The sequence below is a fragment of the Alteromonas portus genome (assembly GCF_005117025.1).
In the GTDB taxonomy this organism is placed as follows: Bacteria; Pseudomonadota; Gammaproteobacteria; order Enterobacterales; family Alteromonadaceae; genus Alteromonas; species Alteromonas portus.
The window spans coordinates 71,030-86,735 of the sequence record NZ_SWCO01000006.1 but is presented as its reverse complement, the minus strand read 5'-3'; the positions used below and the strand labels follow the sequence as shown (position 1 = coordinate 86,735).

Annotated in this window: 17 protein-coding genes; 9 read left to right on the top strand and 8 right to left on the bottom strand. The window is 43.7% G+C overall.

The window, feature by feature from the left end:
• Nucleotides 1-2: 2 nt before the first annotated feature.
• Entirely contained in the window at nt 3-986 is a 984-nt protein-coding gene (gene rluD, locus E5672_RS11615) for a 23S rRNA pseudouridine(1911/1915/1917) synthase RluD (protein ID WP_136782342.1), read from the bottom strand.
• Between the two features lie 185 nt (nt 987-1,171).
• Between rluD and E5672_RS11610 the strand changes: the two genes are divergently transcribed.
• Nucleotides 1,172-1,936: an outer membrane protein assembly factor BamD gene (locus tag E5672_RS11610; protein WP_118493448.1), complete on the top strand. Its 765-nt coding sequence runs from the start codon at nt 1,172-1,174 to the stop codon at nt 1,934-1,936.
• Nucleotides 1,937-2,051: 115 nt separating this feature from the next.
• Here E5672_RS11610 and E5672_RS11605 read toward each other — a convergent pair whose 3' ends face one another.
• From E5672_RS11605 to E5672_RS11595, 3 genes are all read right to left on the bottom strand, one after another.
• Nucleotides 2,052-2,795, bottom strand: coding sequence for a ChrR family anti-sigma-E factor (locus tag E5672_RS11605; RefSeq protein ID WP_136782341.1), 744 nt, complete (start codon nt 2,793-2,795; stop codon nt 2,052-2,054).
• A complete protein-coding gene (locus E5672_RS11600) occupies nt 2,788-3,399 on the bottom strand; it encodes a sigma-70 family RNA polymerase sigma factor (RefSeq protein WP_136782340.1) in 612 nt (203 codons plus the stop codon). The genes E5672_RS11605 and E5672_RS11600 overlap by 8 nt, the downstream gene beginning before the upstream one ends.
• A 116-nt stretch (nt 3,400-3,515) precedes the next feature.
• Nucleotides 3,516-4,091, bottom strand: a complete 576-nt coding sequence (locus tag E5672_RS11595) for an LON peptidase substrate-binding domain-containing protein (RefSeq protein WP_136782339.1) — start codon at nt 4,089-4,091, stop codon at nt 3,516-3,518.
• Between the two features lie 258 nt (nt 4,092-4,349).
• Here E5672_RS11595 and E5672_RS11590 point away from each other — a divergent pair, with 258 nt between their 5' ends.
• The 5 genes from E5672_RS11590 to E5672_RS11570 are packed head-to-tail and all read left to right on the top strand — an operon-like array spanning nt 4,350 to nt 8,785.
• Nucleotides 4,350-4,793: a nuclear transport factor 2 family protein gene (locus tag E5672_RS11590; RefSeq protein WP_136782338.1), complete on the top strand. Its 444-nt coding sequence runs from the start codon at nt 4,350-4,352 to the stop codon at nt 4,791-4,793.
• Nucleotides 4,790-5,509, top strand: a complete 720-nt coding sequence (locus E5672_RS11585; RefSeq protein WP_136782337.1) for an SDR family NAD(P)-dependent oxidoreductase — start codon at nt 4,790-4,792, stop codon at nt 5,507-5,509. The genes E5672_RS11590 and E5672_RS11585 overlap by 4 nt, the downstream gene beginning before the upstream one ends.
• Before the next feature lie 11 nt (nt 5,510-5,520).
• Nucleotides 5,521-6,786: an NAD(P)/FAD-dependent oxidoreductase gene (locus tag E5672_RS11580; protein WP_136782336.1), complete on the top strand. Its 1,266-nt coding sequence runs from the start codon at nt 5,521-5,523 to the stop codon at nt 6,784-6,786.
• A complete protein-coding gene (locus tag E5672_RS11575) occupies nt 6,783-7,526 on the top strand; it encodes a DUF1365 domain-containing protein (RefSeq protein ID WP_136782335.1) in 744 nt (247 codons plus the stop codon). Before E5672_RS11580 ends, E5672_RS11575 begins: the two co-directional genes overlap by 4 nt.
• A 2-nt stretch (nt 7,527-7,528) precedes the next feature.
• The gene (locus tag E5672_RS11570) at nt 7,529-8,785 is read left to right on the top strand and encodes an SAM-dependent methyltransferase (RefSeq protein ID WP_136782334.1); all 1,257 of its coding nucleotides are present in this window, start codon (nt 7,529-7,531) and stop codon (nt 8,783-8,785) included.
• A gap of 114 nt (nt 8,786-8,899) precedes the next feature.
• Here E5672_RS11570 and E5672_RS11565 read toward each other — a convergent pair whose 3' ends face one another.
• Both E5672_RS11565 and pomA read right to left on the bottom strand, forming a co-directional pair.
• Nucleotides 8,900-9,829: a flagellar motor protein MotB gene (locus tag E5672_RS11565; RefSeq protein ID WP_136782333.1), complete on the bottom strand. Its 930-nt coding sequence runs from the start codon at nt 9,827-9,829 to the stop codon at nt 8,900-8,902.
• Nucleotides 9,829-10,590, bottom strand: coding sequence for a flagellar motor protein PomA (gene pomA / locus E5672_RS11560; RefSeq protein ID WP_012518934.1), 762 nt, complete (start codon nt 10,588-10,590; stop codon nt 9,829-9,831). The genes E5672_RS11565 and pomA overlap by 1 nt, the downstream gene beginning before the upstream one ends.
• A 401-nt stretch (nt 10,591-10,991) precedes the next feature.
• Here pomA and xseB point away from each other — a divergent pair, with 401 nt between their 5' ends.
• Genes xseB through dxs form a run of 3 tightly spaced genes read left to right on the top strand, consistent with a single transcriptional unit; the run spans nt 10,992 to nt 14,067 of the window.
• On the top strand, nt 10,992-11,234 hold the full coding sequence (gene xseB, locus E5672_RS11555; RefSeq protein WP_136782332.1) for an exodeoxyribonuclease VII small subunit: 243 nt from the start codon (nt 10,992-10,994) through the stop codon (nt 11,232-11,234).
• A 29-nt stretch (nt 11,235-11,263) separates the two neighbouring features.
• Nucleotides 11,264-12,154: a farnesyl diphosphate synthase gene (locus E5672_RS11550; protein WP_136782331.1), complete on the top strand. Its 891-nt coding sequence runs from the start codon at nt 11,264-11,266 to the stop codon at nt 12,152-12,154.
• 32 nt (nt 12,155-12,186) lie between these two features.
• On the top strand, nt 12,187-14,067 hold the full coding sequence (dxs, locus tag E5672_RS11545) for a 1-deoxy-D-xylulose-5-phosphate synthase (protein ID WP_136782330.1): 1,881 nt from the start codon (nt 12,187-12,189) through the stop codon (nt 14,065-14,067).
• Between the two features lie 133 nt (nt 14,068-14,200).
• On the opposite strand, the gene E5672_RS11540 is transcribed toward dxs, so the two are convergent.
• The gene (locus E5672_RS11540) at nt 14,201-14,701 is read right to left on the bottom strand and encodes a phosphatidylglycerophosphatase A family protein (protein WP_136782329.1); all 501 of its coding nucleotides are present in this window, start codon (nt 14,699-14,701) and stop codon (nt 14,201-14,203) included.
• Between the two features lie 38 nt (nt 14,702-14,739).
• On the bottom strand, nt 14,740-15,705 hold the full coding sequence (gene thiL / locus E5672_RS11535) for a thiamine-phosphate kinase (protein WP_136782328.1): 966 nt from the start codon (nt 15,703-15,705) through the stop codon (nt 14,740-14,742).
• Nucleotide 15,706 lies beyond the last annotated feature (1 nt).

Genomic DNA, 15,706 nt, shown 5'->3' with positions numbered 1-15,706 from the left:
GCCTAAAGCATATCCTGAGGATTGTCCGCGGTGTCCTTTTTCACGGCTTTAAGCAAGTCCTGCATATCCTGAGGTAGAGGTGCTTTCCACGTCATCCACTCTTCAGTCTCAGGGTGAAACAGTGAGAGTTGGGCTGCGTGTAATGCCTGACGCTGGAAACCACGAAGCGCGGCGATAAATTCTTCAGATGCGCCTTTAGGTAAACGAGGGCGCCCGCCATAAACCTGATCGCCCAGCAATGGGTGCTTAATGTGGGCCATGTGAACGCGAATTTGGTGTGTACGACCGGTTTCGAGTTTCAAGCGCAGATGTGTATACGCACGGAATTTTTCAATAACACGAAAATGCGTTACCGCCGGCTTACCCATTTCACGTACTGCCATGTGAGTGCGTTTCGTCGCGTGCCTTCCGATTGGCGCATCGACGATACCACCAGCAACCATTGTACCTAAGGCAACAGCTTCGTATTCGCGGCTCATTTCGCGGCGTTGCAGTTGATCAACAAGGTGAGTTTGCGCAGGTATCGTTTTTGCCACAACCATCAAACCTGTCGTATCTTTATCAAGACGGTGAACAATGCCTGCACGAGGGACTTTGTCTATTTCTGGACAATGATTTAACAAGGCATTTAGCACGGTACCACTTGGGTTTCCCGCACCCGGGTGCACAACTAAATCCGCAGGCTTGTTTATTACTAAGATATGCTCATCTTCATAAACGATGTTCAGCGCGATGTCTTGCGCTTCGCTTGTTACCTGAACATCCATTTCGGCCTGTACAGTAACAAGTTCATCCATTTGCATTTTGTGTCGGGGTACGGTGATTACTTCACCGTTTACTGCAACATTCCCGTCTTGAATCCAAGTTTTTAACTTAGAACGAGAATATTCAGGGAACAAATCAGCCAAAACCTGATCTAACCGTAAACCAAAATGCGTAGCTTCCGTTGAAGCTTCTAATTGTATTGTGTTCGGCGACTGTGTCATAACACCATTGATTACGTCTAAAAAAAGGTATTATAACAAGTATTCACGCTGTACACTGCTTTGTTTACGTTTTTGTATGGTTTTTCTCATCGTTAGTACGTTAGAATGCAATCAAAGTGTTGTTGTTTAACACATGAGCTTAGACAGCGAAGTATTAAACTGTTTAGCAGGAAAATAGAATTATTATGAAATCATTTCGTTTACTGGCTCCCGTTCTATTGGGTGCTATGGTATCTGTTGCAGGATGTAGTTCTTCAGATAAAGAAGAAAAAGCCGTTTTAGCTAACATGGGTGCACAGCAACTGTATGACAGAGCAAAGCAGAGTATGGAAGTGGGTAACTTCAGCGCTGCAGCACAAACGTTAAGCGCACTGGATTCTCGTTATCCGTTTGGTCCTTTATCGCATCAAGTGCAATTGGATCTTATTTACAGCTATTACAAGTCAGGCAAAAACGAAGAAACCCTTGCCACTATCGACAGATTCATCCGATTAAACCCTAATCATTCTGATGTTGATTATGCTTACTACATGCGTGGATTAACCAACATGGAGTCAGACAGCAATCTGTTCCAAGAGTTGATGAATATTGATCGTACGGATAGAGATCCTTCGAAGTCTCGTGCAGCGTTTGAAGATTTCCGCAGGCTTATCCAGCAATATCCAGATAGTAAGTATGCCGCAGACGCTAAGCAGCGTATGGTGCATATAAAGGATAGATTAGCACGCTATGAAATTGCTATTGCACGTTTTTATATGAGACGGGAGGCTTATGTAGCTGCAGCTAACCGCGGTCGCTATGTGATTGAGCACTTCCCTAACACCACGCAGGTACAACAAGCTCTGGAAATTATGGTTTCAAGCTATGAGCAGCTCGGTTTAACAGAGCTTCGCGATAATGCAATGAAGACACTAAAGCTAAACTATCCAGACAGCGAATTTATTAGTTAGATAAATTGCTGGATTTATTAAATGCCAATAAACAAAAAACGCACATAAGTGCGTTTTTTGTTTCTGTTAGTATCTGCAGCAATTTTTAACAAATGATTTTATTCTGATAAAAGGTTTAGCGGAAAAATAAATGACTGAATGGATTAAGCAATCTTGCCAAACCTGAAGTGAAATGTAATGGCTGGTCAACGATGCTAAATACCAAACATCCGTCTTTACCTTCGGCTTTAGGCGTATGTGTTTTCTCACCATCCATGAAAATAAAATCGCCCGTGTCATATCGACTCAGCCCGTCACTAAATTCACCGTCTATAACTAGCGTATATTCAGTACCTCGGTGAGTGTGCTCTGGAACGCTGCCGTCACTCCCCATAAAAATAAAATTAGCAACGCCTTGATTGCCTAAATCCACAGGCGCCTGCCAAAGTTTACCGACTAAACTCGACCAGTTGCCTGTCTTGTCGATGTAACGATGCAGTGTACGAGGTAGCGTAAATGTCCGACCATCCAATTCGATAGTCTTCAATCCTGAGCTTTCAGGCGCTTTGCTAGACTTATGCATTGACTCTCGATATTCCAAAGTCGCCATCGGTTCAATGCTATCTTGGTCTAAAGAAGGGAGTTGGGTTATTTGCGACAGCATGTCGCCAAATTGAAAAGCTATGTCTGACGTGTCGTCGACATTTTCATTTGCTGCCGAAATCATTTGGGCAGCCAAGCTTTCTGTCTCAATTTCTACAAAGCGCTGGCACTTCTCGCACATGTCACAATGTGCGGAAACCATCAAAGATATAGCAGGTGACAGTGTGCCCTCAACGAAATCTTTAAGTTGTTGGGCACTCGGATGAAACCTAATCATTATCGTTTAACATGACCTTTAATCGTTGTAACGCCAAACGTGTGCGCGACTTTACTGTACCTAATGGGATAGAAAGTTCGTCAGCAACTTCTTGCTGTGACTTACCATCGATATATATAGCTTCAACAACTGCTTTTTGTTTTACTGGCAAAGATTCAAATAGATAACCAATTTGCTCTAACGTGACCTGTTCGTCAAGTGGCGCTTCATTCGCATCTGCTGTCTGCTCGCAAAGCACTGGCCATAAATCATCAGAACATACGTCTTCCTTTCGATTCTGCAGCTTGCGCAGCATGTCGAAGCGTATATTTCGCGCGATGGTGAAAATCCACGTTGATGGAGACCCTTTTTCAGCGTTAAAAAGGTGTGCTTTTTGCCATACATTCGACATTGTGTCTTGCACCAATTCCATAGCTAACGCCTCATTACCCATTTGCTTCAGTGCGTAAGAACGTAAGCGAGGTGCGAAATAATTAAATACTCGTGCAAACGACCGCTTGCATCTGGCCTCAGCAACCGCGACTAGGTAATCAGACATTTCAGTAGCACATTCTTTAGGTTTGATTGTGCTGTTACTTTGTTCCAAAGGAATTCCAACTAACATAAGATTCGTCCGCTTTTCCGTTTTGGTTGTATCATTCTACGGCGTTCAGACTTAAAGCGTTTGCAAAATTTGCAAATATTCGATTACGAATTTGTAATGTCCGTCACAACCACATCTTAAGCTATCAGCGCAGAGAGATAATTAAGCAATTCAGTACATTCTCTTTGCGCAAGAAAGTGTTGTTTTTGAGACCCATCGACCGGTAGTAATTCTAACCATCGATTCAGTACCCAATTGGGACATTCAAACTTTGGCGCTTCATACAGCGCTGCCAATTCTTCGTAACTTCCAAATATTTCTTTAAGCCGCTCATCCATAGGCGCTATTTGTTGAGGAGCCAAATCGCACTGCCAAGGCGCTAACACCTTACAACTGCCGGTACGAAGTCCATCTTTTTCAACTTCAATGCTATTTACCTCAACTAAATGAGAACCAGCAACCTTTATGCCAAGCAACCCATCATCGAGCATATCAAAGTCCACAACTTGTGCGTATGTTCCAATTTTGTGGATATGCTCGTTCGAGTTTTTGTCACCGTTCGCATTAAGCATACACATCACAAAGCCTTTATTTTCGGCACATGCCTCTTTGACCATGCGCACATATCTCGGCTCGAAAATACGCAATGCCATCCTGCCTTCAGGCAGAAGGTGCGCAGATAAAGGAAATAAGGGAAAACGTTCTACACTCATACTCGACACTTCCAAAAACACGAAAATGATTACGCAACTGAGTACAAATAGGATCGAATGGGAAAATTTTTCACAGATAATCGGAAAAACATGATCTTAAGAAGGTCGTTTAATGTAATTTAGTTTTTGAGTAGCAATATTAACAAATTTTAGATCAGAGACTTGCAGACAATATTTGAAAAATAGTAATTCGTCTAAACAGAATTACAGAGACAGGTCGACGATTTATTTAACAAACCTAGACGTTAGGGAAGCTGAATGGATGTGATTACACACTTTTGTAAAATTTACACAGATATATGTCAGATCTCTCCGGTGGACTTAGAAGGCGTCTATGCTGATGACATTCTATTTATCGACCCAATCACCACTCACCGCGGAATAGAAGAGGTTAAAAACTATTTCGCTAACCTTTTAACGCAAGCCGAAAGTTGTAAATTCGATATAGCTGACATTTTCACCTGCTCAAAACAAATATCATCGCGCCATTCAAACGTGACCCACGTTGTGAACTGGACCATGACTCTGGTGTTAAAAGATAACGCTAAAAAAATAACCTTAGATGGCTCTACGCAACTTAGTGTTAGAAATAATTTTATCATCTATCACAAGGATTATTACGATTTGGGCGAAATGGTTTACGAGCACGTACCTATCTTGGGTTTTATAATTAAAAAGATCAAAGGGAAGCTAGCAAAGTGAAAACCGTTTTAATTACTGGCGCCACGTCAGGTATAGGCAAAGCATTAGCAATTCATGCAGCTAACAGGGGATATTCAGTTATTGCTTGCGGTCGTAATGAAGATCAACTCAACGAGCTTGCTAAATACAGTAATATTGACGTTTGCCAGTTCGATGTTACCAACCTTGACGATACTCGCCAAGCATTGGCCACGGTCAAATTCGACATTGCAGTACTTAATGCTGGTACATGCGAATATGTCGACGTTGATGACTTCGAACCTGACATGTTCCGCCGCGTTTTCGAGCCAAACTTCTTCGGCGTAGTTCACTGTGTTGATGCGCTGCTTCCGCGACTAAAGAATGGCGACAAGCTAGTCATCGTAGACAGTATGGCCCGTTTACTACCTTTCACGCGAACCCAAGCGTATGGAGCGAGTAAAGCAGCCCTACACTATTTCACCAAGTCTCTAGAAGTCGACCTTAATCACAAAGGAGTCAAAGTACAGGCTGTTTCACCTGGCTTTGTTGAAACCCCTTTAACCGACAAAAATGATTTTGAAATGCCAATGAAAATTAGTGCAGAAGAAGCTGCCGAAGCTATGCTTAAGGGAATAGAAAGCAATAAGCAAACAGTTTTTTTCCCTAGGTTTTTTGGCTTTATTCTGCGCTTTATGCACATATTGCCAACGCCGATTCAAAAGCGTTTATCGTTGGCCATGCGTGAAAAACAATAAGAGATATAACAATGAATAATAAGATAGCCATCATAGGCACGGGGATATCGGGGTTAACCTGCGCTCACCTTTTAAACAGACAGCACGACATTACGGTTTACGAAGCAAACGACTACATTGGCGGCCATACTGCTACCAAAAAGATAAAGGATAATGGCGAAACCCATCATATCGATACTGGCTTTATTGTCTTCAATGATTGGACATACCCTAACTTTATAAAGCTAATGTCCGAGTTAAACGTTGACTACCAACCAACAGAGATGAGTTTCTCTGTGATGAGTAAAAAAGCAAACCTTGAATACAACGGCAATAATTTAAACAGTTTATTTGCGCAACGACGAAATATTCTAAGACCCAAATTTTGGCGTATAGTGAAAGATATACTCACGTTTAATAAAGCGTGCAAAGCAATGGTAGCTGAAAAGCGAGACACATCGTCGCTAACATTAGAAGACATCATTAAAGAATTAAAGCTTAGCGATGACTTCGCCCGCTACTATATCCTGCCCATGTGCGCGGCTATTTGGTCTAGTAGTCTTGAGCAAACAAGGAAATTCCCGCTAACGTTTTTCTTGCAGTTTTTTAATAACCACGGCTTACTGAATATCACCGACCGCCCTCAGTGGTACACAATTAAAGGTGGCTCTAGTCAATATATCCCGCCACTTGTTGCGCCATTTAAGTCTAAAATCAAACTATCGACAGCGGTTCACTCGGTAGCTAAAAACGATGATAAGTGGCAAGTTACCGATTCATCAGGTGCAGTTGCGATGTTTGATCATGTAGTGTTTGCATGTCACAGTGACCAAGCGTTAAAAATGATTCAATCCCCTACTTCACTGCACAAAGATATTCTTGGCAATATTCCGTATGCCGAAAACGATGTAGTAATGCATAAAGACATAGGCCAACTACCTAAAAGGAAATTAGCTTGGGCGAGTTGGAACTACAGCTTGAAAGAAGACGTTAGCGAAGAGTCCCGCCCTGCTTCTGTGACCTACAATATGAATATTCTCCAGCGATTAGAAGCGGAGAGTACTTATTGCGTAACGCTGAATAATACGCCTGAAATCGACGAAAACAGTATTTTACGAAGCTATCAGTATGCTCACCCACAGTACAGCGCCAGCATGGTGAAAGCGCAATCGCGAAGAAGCGAAATATGTGGCGTGGATAACTTACATTTTTGTGGCGCCTATTGGTACAACGGTTTTCATGAAGACGGTGTAACCAGTGCACTCGATGTTTGTGCGCGCTTTGGTGAAGCATTGTGATTGAAAGCGCGATATATAAAGGCAAGGTTTATCACCAGCGATTTAAGCCAACTCAACATAAGTTCGACTACGACATTTACCTATTTTGGTTAAAACTGGAAAGCGAAGAATTAAACGCTTTATCTGATACGCTGAAGCATTTTAGTGCGCACAATAAGGCAAGAGTACGCTTCAAACGGGAAGACTATTTAGGCGCCCCTTCCATTTCGTTAAAACAAGCGGTATTAGAAAGGATGACAGAGTTGAACGGTGGTAAAGCACTCAGCGGCGATGTTTTCATGTTGGGGCAATTACGCATGTGGGGACTTTATTTTAGCCCCGTTAATTTTTACTACCTTCGCAATGATGAGGGTATATATTCTCACATGCTTGCGGAAGTAAGTAATACTCCATGGAATGAGCGCCATCACTATCTTGTTGACTTAAATACTCAGGACGACACGCCAAAAGCGTTTCATGTATCGCCTTTCAACCCTATGGATATGACGTACAAATGGTCGATTTCTCAGCCTTCGTCTAGACTTTCTTTAGCAATGGATTGCGTCAGGGCAGACAAAGAATTCAGTGCAGGCATTAATTTGACTAAATTTACTTTAGATAATGCGAATCTATCTGCCGCACTTAAACGTATACCCAGTATGACAATAAAAACTGTGGCCGGAATTTATTGGCACGCGCTTAAGCTATTGCTGAAACGAACGCCACTGTATACACACCCAGAAAAGAGTCAGGAACAATAACAATGTCTTTCGGTGAATCTGTACTGCTGACCACTTCAGAGGTCTCTTTCGTAGATAAAACTTGTAGAACACTTTTTCTAAAGTGTTTAAACCAACTCCCCTTTGGTCGCCTGATAATTCAAGAAAACGGTGACGAGATTGCACGTTTTGGTGAAGAAAATAGCGATTTACGTGCTATTGTAAATATCAAAGACGTGCAGGCATATCGTCGCTTGTTACTTGGCGGTAGCGTGGGCGCTGGCGAAGCCTATATGGATGGATTATGGGACAGCGACAACGTGACGGCTGTGGTAAGGGTATTTGCTAGAAACTTACCCACCCTTGATGACTGGGAAAACAAATTCAAATGGGTCACCATGCCCATTAACAAAATTCAACACTTTGCACGTCGCAACACGAAAGACCAAGCCAAAAAGAACATTGAAGCGCACTATGATTTGGGTAACAAGTTGTACACCCGATTTCTTGACCCAACAATGATGTATTCGTCGGCTATTTACCCAGACCCTAATGCTACGCTAAACCAAGCGCAAAATTACAAACTCAAAGCGATTTGCGACAAATTGCAACTTAGCGACACTGATCATCTACTGGAAATTGGTACCGGTTGGGGCGGCCTTGCCGTCTATGCTGCGAAAAACTATGGCTGTAGCGTGACCACTACAACAATTTCAGAGGAACAGCACGCATGGGCCAAAGAATGGATTGCTCGTGAAGGACTTGAAAATAAAATTACTCTGCTTAAAAAAGATTATCGTTTGCTTGAAGGCAAATACGACAAGTTAGTTTCCATTGAAATGATTGAAGCTGTGGGCAAGCAATTTTTAGGTAACTTCTTCGAAAAATGCTCATCACTGTTAAAAAACGATGGGCTTATGCTGCTTCAGTCGATAACGATAGATGACAGACGCTACGACAGCTATTCGAACAGCGTTGATTTTATCCAAAAATACATCTTCCCAGGTGGATTTTTGCCATCGCAACATCAACTGAATGTCCATCTTAAAAAGTATACTAATATGATGATAAGAGACTTACATGATATTGGTATCGATTATGCGAAAACGCTGGACCATTGGTACGAAGCGTTTATCTCGGCAAAAGATGAATTGTTAAATGATGGATACGACGAGCGCTTCATGCGCATGTGGACCTATTACCTGAAATACTGTGAAGGTGGCTTTTTAGAGAGAACAATCAGTACTGTACAGCTTGTTATATCTAAACCTCACTTCAGAGATGAACTAGCCAGAGTGTAGTCTATCCATTAATGGAAACGTAGACAGGTTCCAAAATTAAAAAAACGGTGCTTATATAAGCACCGTTTTTATTAGCTCTGTTTTGATGAGCAGCCAACCAATACACAGCAGCGATTAATCATCTACCACTGATATAGGTTTAGATATCATCGGCTTACCCTGATTGATGTTTATTTCCACACGGCGGTTTTTAGCTCTGTCACTCGATGTTGTGGCATTCTCTACAATAGGATCAGTATCGGCTTTACCGACCACAGACATACGACTTTCATCAAAGCCTGGGGCCGTTCGCATAGCCTCTGCCACTGCAACGGCGCGCTGTGACGATAAATCCCAATTTGAGCGATATAATTCGTTAGCAATATGCTGACCATCACTATGGCCCGAAATCTCGATTTCTCCCGGCACATCAGCTAACAACGTACCAATTTTTCTTAACACTGGCTGAAATTGTGGCTGTAAGAAAGCAGAGCCAGCGGAAAACGAGCCATTTTCTCTAATTCGAATGGTAAGTTGCTGTCCAAGCGACTCCATTTCTACAGACCCGTCTAAAATTTGCTTTTCGAGTTGTTGGGCTACTTTTTTCATCAACTCAGCCATTTGAGATTGGTCAGTGCTTTGCTCAGCCGATGATGATGACTCAGTGGCCGTTTGTTGAGACTGACCGCCACGTTGTTCGCCACGCTGCTTTTGCCTTCCGCCAGCCGAGTCCTCATTTCCCGCTTGAAATTCTAGCATTTGTTGAGTCATTTCGTTGGTTTGCTGCTGAATAGATTCAATTGGTGTTGGGTCGGGTTTACCTGGGCGAAACTCCATGGCTATAACGCTGGTACCCTTTGGAATATCTTTGACTTCAATTTTGTTTTGTACACCGAATGCAAATTTCATTGAACCTGCGATTTGCTTAAATTTGAGCACATCCATTTCTGAGAATGAAAGCAGAAGTACAAAAAAGCACATTAGCAGTGACATCAAGTCTGCGAAGGTCCCCATCCAGGCTGGAAGCCCCTCGGGGGGGCATTTTGGGCATTCTTCTTCGGCCATTACTCTTCCTCTGCGCTTCCACGTTTGCTCGCCGCAAGGTAGTTTTTCAACACGCCTTCAATAACTCGCGGATTTTGACCGTCAGCTATGCCGACAATACCGTCTAGAACAAGACTTTGGTTAAGCTTTTCTTCCCCTGCTCGCACGGACAATTTAAAGGCTATTGGCAAACAGATAACGTTGGCGAAAAACGCGCCATATAATGTGGTGAGTAGTGCTACCGCCATAGCGGGGCCGATAGCTTTTGGGTCGTCCATGTTTGATAACATAGCAACCAAACCAATCAAGGTTCCGATCATACCCATAGCCGGCGCAATATCGCCCATACCTTTAAAGAATGAAGCGCCGAAATCGTGTCGTTCTGACGTCATAGATATGTCTTTAGCAAGAGTTTCTCTGACCACTTCAATATCGTGGCCATCAACCAGCATATCTACGCCTTTTTGCATGAACTCATTTGAAATTTCGGCCTCTTCTAAGGCAAGAAAACCACCTTTTCGCGCGGCATCTGCCATTTCTACGATTTTTTCAATAAGCTCTTCCGGCGACTCAATCTTAAACATGAAGGCTTTACCAGCAATCTTACCTGCACCGAAGAACTGACCTAAAGTAAATTGTGACAAAACAACGAATAAGGTCCCACCAAATACAATTAATATTGATTGGACGTCGATGAACATGCCTAAGCTGCCGCCTAGAATCATAGCCATAACTATGAAACCAATGGCGCCCAACATACCTATGACGGTTGCTAAATCCACTCACTCTTCCCCATTTATGCGCAGTCAGTGCTGTTAATGTACATTAATCCTATCGGCACGAGACAGAAATACTAAAACGACATTATTGAAAAATATCATATTTATTTGTTTTTTATGAAGTGTGGCCACAACTAAGTTGCTTAGCTAAGGAGTTTAAAAAACGATAATCTAGCTCATTAAGAGGGCTTTCCCTGAAAACACGCAGACACTTCACGTTTAAAAGTAATATAACTATCAACAGGAATATAGCACAATTTCTCTGTGTCCAGTTTGTTCAACTGCATGAAAAAAAAGCTATGTCGCTGTGATATAGGCGATATACGGACAAACCATTTGACCCTTGTGCAACCCTCGGTTAATGTGCGCGATATACGTATTTTGGCCATTATATCGAGTGTTTTATGACGACAGAAAAAGCATCAGCGTCTTTTGAAGAAACTTTATCAGAACTAGAAGCTATCGTTAACGAAATGGAAAACGGTGATCTGCCGCTCAATAAAGCACTAGAAAAATTTGAGCGAGGCATTGCACTTTCTCGCCAAGGCCAGCAATCACTTGAAAATGCCGAGCAAAAAGTAAAAATATTGCTCAGTGAACAAGGCGAAGAAACCCTTCAAACACTTCCTGAAAGTGAACAGCCGTAAATTGTTCATTTTTAACTAACAGGCAATCTATGAATTTTTCTGCTTTGCATCAGCAAGTCAAACAGCAAACTGACGCATCTCTTCTTACGTTAATTGATGAATTACCCGATTATGCGCCGCGACTTAAAGACGCCATGCGCCATGCCCTACTTGCTGGGGGCAAGCGGATGCGTCCACTATTGGTTCAGGTTGTGGGTAATACCCTAGATGTGCCCAAAAAAGACCAGATGGCTATTAGTATGGCGATTGAGTGCGTACACGCTTATTCATTGGTGCACGACGATTTACCTGCTATGGATGACGATGACTTGCGCCGTGGAATGCCGACTTGCCATATTGCCTTTGATGAGGCGACGGCTATTTTAGCTGGTGACGCTTTGCAAGCGCTAGCGTTCACCGTATTGGCTGATGCACCGCTAAGTACGTACGCTGAAAGCAAGCGTGGTCAGTTGTTATCTATACTTGCCAAAAGTGCTGGCTACGCAGGCATGTGCGGTGGACAAGCTATTGATTTAGCCAGTACTGGAAAAACCATTTCGCTAGAAGAGCTTAAACAACTACATAGACTCAAAACCGGAGCTTTATTAAAGGCCTGCGTAGAAATGGTTGCTATTGTGAGTGAAGGCTTACTTCCGCAAACTAAAATTGACTTAATGGCCTATGCCGCAGATATTGGATTAGCTTTCCAAGTTCAAGACGATATCTTAGACGTTGAAGGCAGCAGCGAAAAGTTAGGAAAACCCGCAGGGTCAGACGAAGCACTAGGAAAAAATACCTTTCCCGCCAAATTAGGTATAACTGGCGCTAAACAAGAATTAGAAATGCTTCACGATAATGCACTTCAAGCATTGGCGCGTTTACCCTACAATACAGACAGTTTAATTGCGTTTAGCGAGCTATTGGTAAAACGCGACCATTAGCCACGCGCCATGTTGAAAAAGATAATAAGTACATGAGTTTAGATCTCCAACATTACCCAACGCTTGCGCTTGCGCAAACACCTGAAAAATTGAGGCTTTTGCCCCAAGACAAATTGCGCGAGCTTGCCGACGAATTACGCGAATATTTACTAAATAGCGTAAGCCAAACCAGCGGGCATTTTGCTTCTGGTTTAGGCACTGTAGAGCTAACTGTGGCACTGCACTATGTGTATAACACGCCATTCGACCGCTTGCTATGGGACGTAGGCCATCAAGCCTACCCTCACAAAATCCTTACAGGTCGTGCAGAGCGCATGAGCACCATTCGTCAAAAGAATGGTCTACACCCTTTCCCATGGCCGCCTGAGAGTGACTATGACACGTTTGCTGTCGGACACTCTTCTACGTCGATCAGCGCGGCGCTGGGAATGGCCGTAGCGGCTGAAAAAGAAGGAAAGGACCGTAAGGTAGTGGCGGTTATTGGCGATGGTGCTATGACCGCAGGTATGGCCTTTGAAGCCCTTAATCACGCCGGCGATATCAAAAAAGATATGGTTGTAGTACTTAACGACAACGAAATGTCTATTTCTGAAAACGTAGGCGCATTAAATAGCCACCTTGCTCGCTTACTTACAGGTAACTTTTTCAACTCTATACGCGACGGCGGCAAGAAACTGCTAAGCAATGTACCGCCAATTAAAGAGTTTGCTAGCCGTGCAGAAGAGCACATTAAAGGCATGGTCGTTCCTGGGACCATATTTGAAGAACTAGGCTTTAACTATATTGGCCCGATTGATGGTCATGACGTTAATGGTGTAGTTGATACGCTGCGCAACATGCGCAAATTTGACGGCCCGCAGTTGTTGCACGTAGTTACCAAGAAAGGTAAAGGCTATGCGGTAGCTGAAGAAGACCCAATCAAATTCCATGCGGTACCTAAATTCAACCCAGCAGATAACGCTTTACCCAAGTCTAAGCCTTCTGCCCCTACTTACTCAGCAATCTTTGGGAAATGGCTGTGTGATATGGCCGCGCAAGACCCTAAGCTTATGGCAGTGACGCCAGCCATGCGTGAAGGATCAGGTATGGTTGAGTTTTCTCAGCGTTTCCCTGAACAGTATTTCGATGTTGCGATTGCCGAGCAGCATGCAGTGACGTTTGGCGCAGGGCTTGCAAAAGACGGGATGAATGCGGTTGTTGCCATTTATTCGTCATTCCTGCAGCGCGCCTACGACCAGCTAATACATGATGTGGCAATCCAAGACCTACCCGTATTGTTTGCTATCGATAGAGCCGGTATTGTTGGCGCAGATGGTCCTACTCACCAAGGGGCGTTTGATATCGCTTTCCTTCGCTGTATTCCCAATATGGTGGTAATGGCTCCTTCAGATGAAAATGAATGTCGCCAAATGCTCTACACCGGTCACAAGTTACAAAAACCGGCCGCTGTTCGTTACCCTCGGGGTGCTGGCATGGGTGTTACGCCTGAGGAAGCCATGACAGAACTTGAGATTGGTAAATCTCGTACGGTTCGTGAATCATCAAAAGGCAAGTCTGAAAGTATCGCCATTCTAAACTTTGGCTGCTTACTGCCTTACGCTCTAGAAGCTGCTGAGGCGATTGACGCTACCGTCATCGACATGCGTTTTATTAAACCATTAGACGGCGAGGCAGTCTTGAAGGCAGCCAGTGAACACAACGCACTTATCACACTAGAAGACGGCTGTATTATGGGCGGTGCTGGCAGTGCAGTACTTGAGCATTTGCAGCAAAATGGTGTTCTAAAAGCAGTGAAAATGCTGGGTCTGCCCGATAGCTTTATTCTACAGGGCACACAGCAAGAGATGTATAAAGAACATGGCTTGGATGCCGAAGGTATTATTGCAGCGGCTAGCAGTTTAAGCTCCAACTAATTGAACTTTAAAGCTACCACTAAGACATTAAAAAGCCCGCTATTTAGCGGGCTTTTTCGTGAATAATGTGCTCTCCGTGAACTGGCTTTCGGTAAGTCTAAAAAAAATAGCGGCGCGAATTCTTCGCTAGGAATTAGAACAAAGCCAATGCAGCTGGCCAGAATGCCATTAGCAAATGTAGACAGCCACACGCCATAGCGCCCGCGATTAGATCATCAAGCATAATGCCTGTACCCCCGTGTAAGCGCTTATCGATAATACCAATTGGCCAGGGCTTCAAAATATCGAAAAGCCTAAATAGAACAAAGCCTACAAGTAAAGAGGACGCTGAAATAGGTACAAACAGAAAGGTCACAAACATGCCCGCTATTTCATCCCACACAATAGAGCCGTGATCATGAACCTGCATATCATCAGCCGTTTTACCGCACAGGTAAATACCCACAACAGAAAATATCAGCGTAAGCGCGATAAAAGAAATCATGGAAATCTGGCTGCACGCAATAAGTAGGGGCAACGCGGCAAGAGAGCCAAAGGTTCCCGGCATGAAAGGAATAAGTCCACTGCCAAATCCCAGTGCGAGAAAATGCACGGGATTTTTCATACTCACTCTAGCGCGAAACTCAGCCTGCATGATTATTCCTTTTATTGCTTTTGGAATATGTGGGTTGCCTAAAAGGCGTGCTCATAACCAGATTTATTTGTCGGCGTGTACTTTTCATTGTCCTTTAGTAATGAAAGCGTGCCGTTATGACCGGTTAATTGCCCGATACATGTGGCCTTCACATTTGTGCTTGCCAACGAGGTTTCTAAGCTTCCGCGCTGCTCTTCACTTACGGTAAAAATAAGCTCATAGTCATCACCGGCCGACAACGCGTATTCGATAGCTTGTTCTGGTGTAACAGCACTTGTTAGCGCACGCGATAACGGTAAACGTTCTACATGAACATTCGCACCGCAGTTAGACGCTTTTAAAATGTGCCCTAAATCTGAAATCAATCCATCAGAAATATCAATACACGACGTTGCTATACGTCTAATCGCCGTACCCACCGCAACGCGAGGGGTTGGGAAATAATGACGGTTTACCAACACGTCTTTCGCTTCACCGTTTACACTCAGCTTATTTTGCAAAATATCTAAACCGGCACCTGCATCACCAAGCGTCCCGGTGACATAAAGCCAGTCACCTGGCTTAGCGCCGCTGCGCGTTAGTTCGGAGCCAGGCGGTATAAAGCCTTGAGCCGTAATGGTAAACGCCATTGGGCCTTTAACCGTATCGCCACCGATAAGCTGTACAGAATAGTACTGCGTTAGCTCGTAAAGGCCCGAAACAAAGTCATCTAGCCAAGCTTCGTCTACTTCCGGCAACGATAGAGATAAGCTAATCCACGCAGGTTCTGCGCCCATTGCAGCAAGGTCGCTTAAGTTTACAGCCACTGTTTTGTACGCAACAGACTTAGCTGGTGCGTCTTTTAAAAAATGTACTCCTGCAACCAGGGTATCTGTGGTAACGGCAAGTTGTTGGTTTTCAGGAACCGTTGTTACAGCACAGTCATCACCAATACCAATAACAACGTCTTTGCGTCTGTGGCCACTATTTGAAAAGTAGCGGCCGATAAGATCAAATTCTTTCACG

Bases quoted from the DNA above. Each gene is read 5' to 3' on its own strand.
- rluD (WP_136782342.1), bottom strand. From the start codon at position 986: ATGACACAGTCGCCGAACACAATACAATTAGAAGCTTCAACGGAAGCT.
- E5672_RS11610 (WP_118493448.1), top strand. From the start codon at position 1,172: ATGAAATCATTTCGTTTACTGGCTCCCGTTCTATTGGGTGCTATGGTA.
- E5672_RS11605 (WP_136782341.1), bottom strand. From the start codon at position 2,795: ATGATTAGGTTTCATCCGAGTGCCCAACAACTTAAAGATTTCGTTGAG.
- E5672_RS11600 (WP_136782340.1), bottom strand. From the start codon at position 3,399: ATGTTAGTTGGAATTCCTTTGGAACAAAGTAACAGCACAATCAAACCT.
- E5672_RS11595 (WP_136782339.1), bottom strand. From the start codon at position 4,091: ATGAGTGTAGAACGTTTTCCCTTATTTCCTTTATCTGCGCACCTTCTG.
- E5672_RS11590 (WP_136782338.1), top strand. From the start codon at position 4,350: ATGGATGTGATTACACACTTTTGTAAAATTTACACAGATATATGTCAG.
- E5672_RS11580 (WP_136782336.1), top strand. From the start codon at position 5,521: ATGAATAATAAGATAGCCATCATAGGCACGGGGATATCGGGGTTAACC.
- E5672_RS11570 (WP_136782334.1), top strand. From the start codon at position 7,529: ATGTCTTTCGGTGAATCTGTACTGCTGACCACTTCAGAGGTCTCTTTC.
- E5672_RS11565 (WP_136782333.1), bottom strand. From the start codon at position 9,829: ATGGCCGAAGAAGAATGCCCAAAATGCCCCCCCGAGGGGCTTCCAGCC.
- xseB (WP_136782332.1), top strand. From the start codon at position 10,992: ATGACGACAGAAAAAGCATCAGCGTCTTTTGAAGAAACTTTATCAGAA.
- E5672_RS11550 (WP_136782331.1), top strand. From the start codon at position 11,264: ATGAATTTTTCTGCTTTGCATCAGCAAGTCAAACAGCAAACTGACGCA.
- dxs (WP_136782330.1), top strand. From the start codon at position 12,187: ATGAGTTTAGATCTCCAACATTACCCAACGCTTGCGCTTGCGCAAACA.
- E5672_RS11540 (WP_136782329.1), bottom strand. From the start codon at position 14,701: ATGCAGGCTGAGTTTCGCGCTAGAGTGAGTATGAAAAATCCCGTGCAT.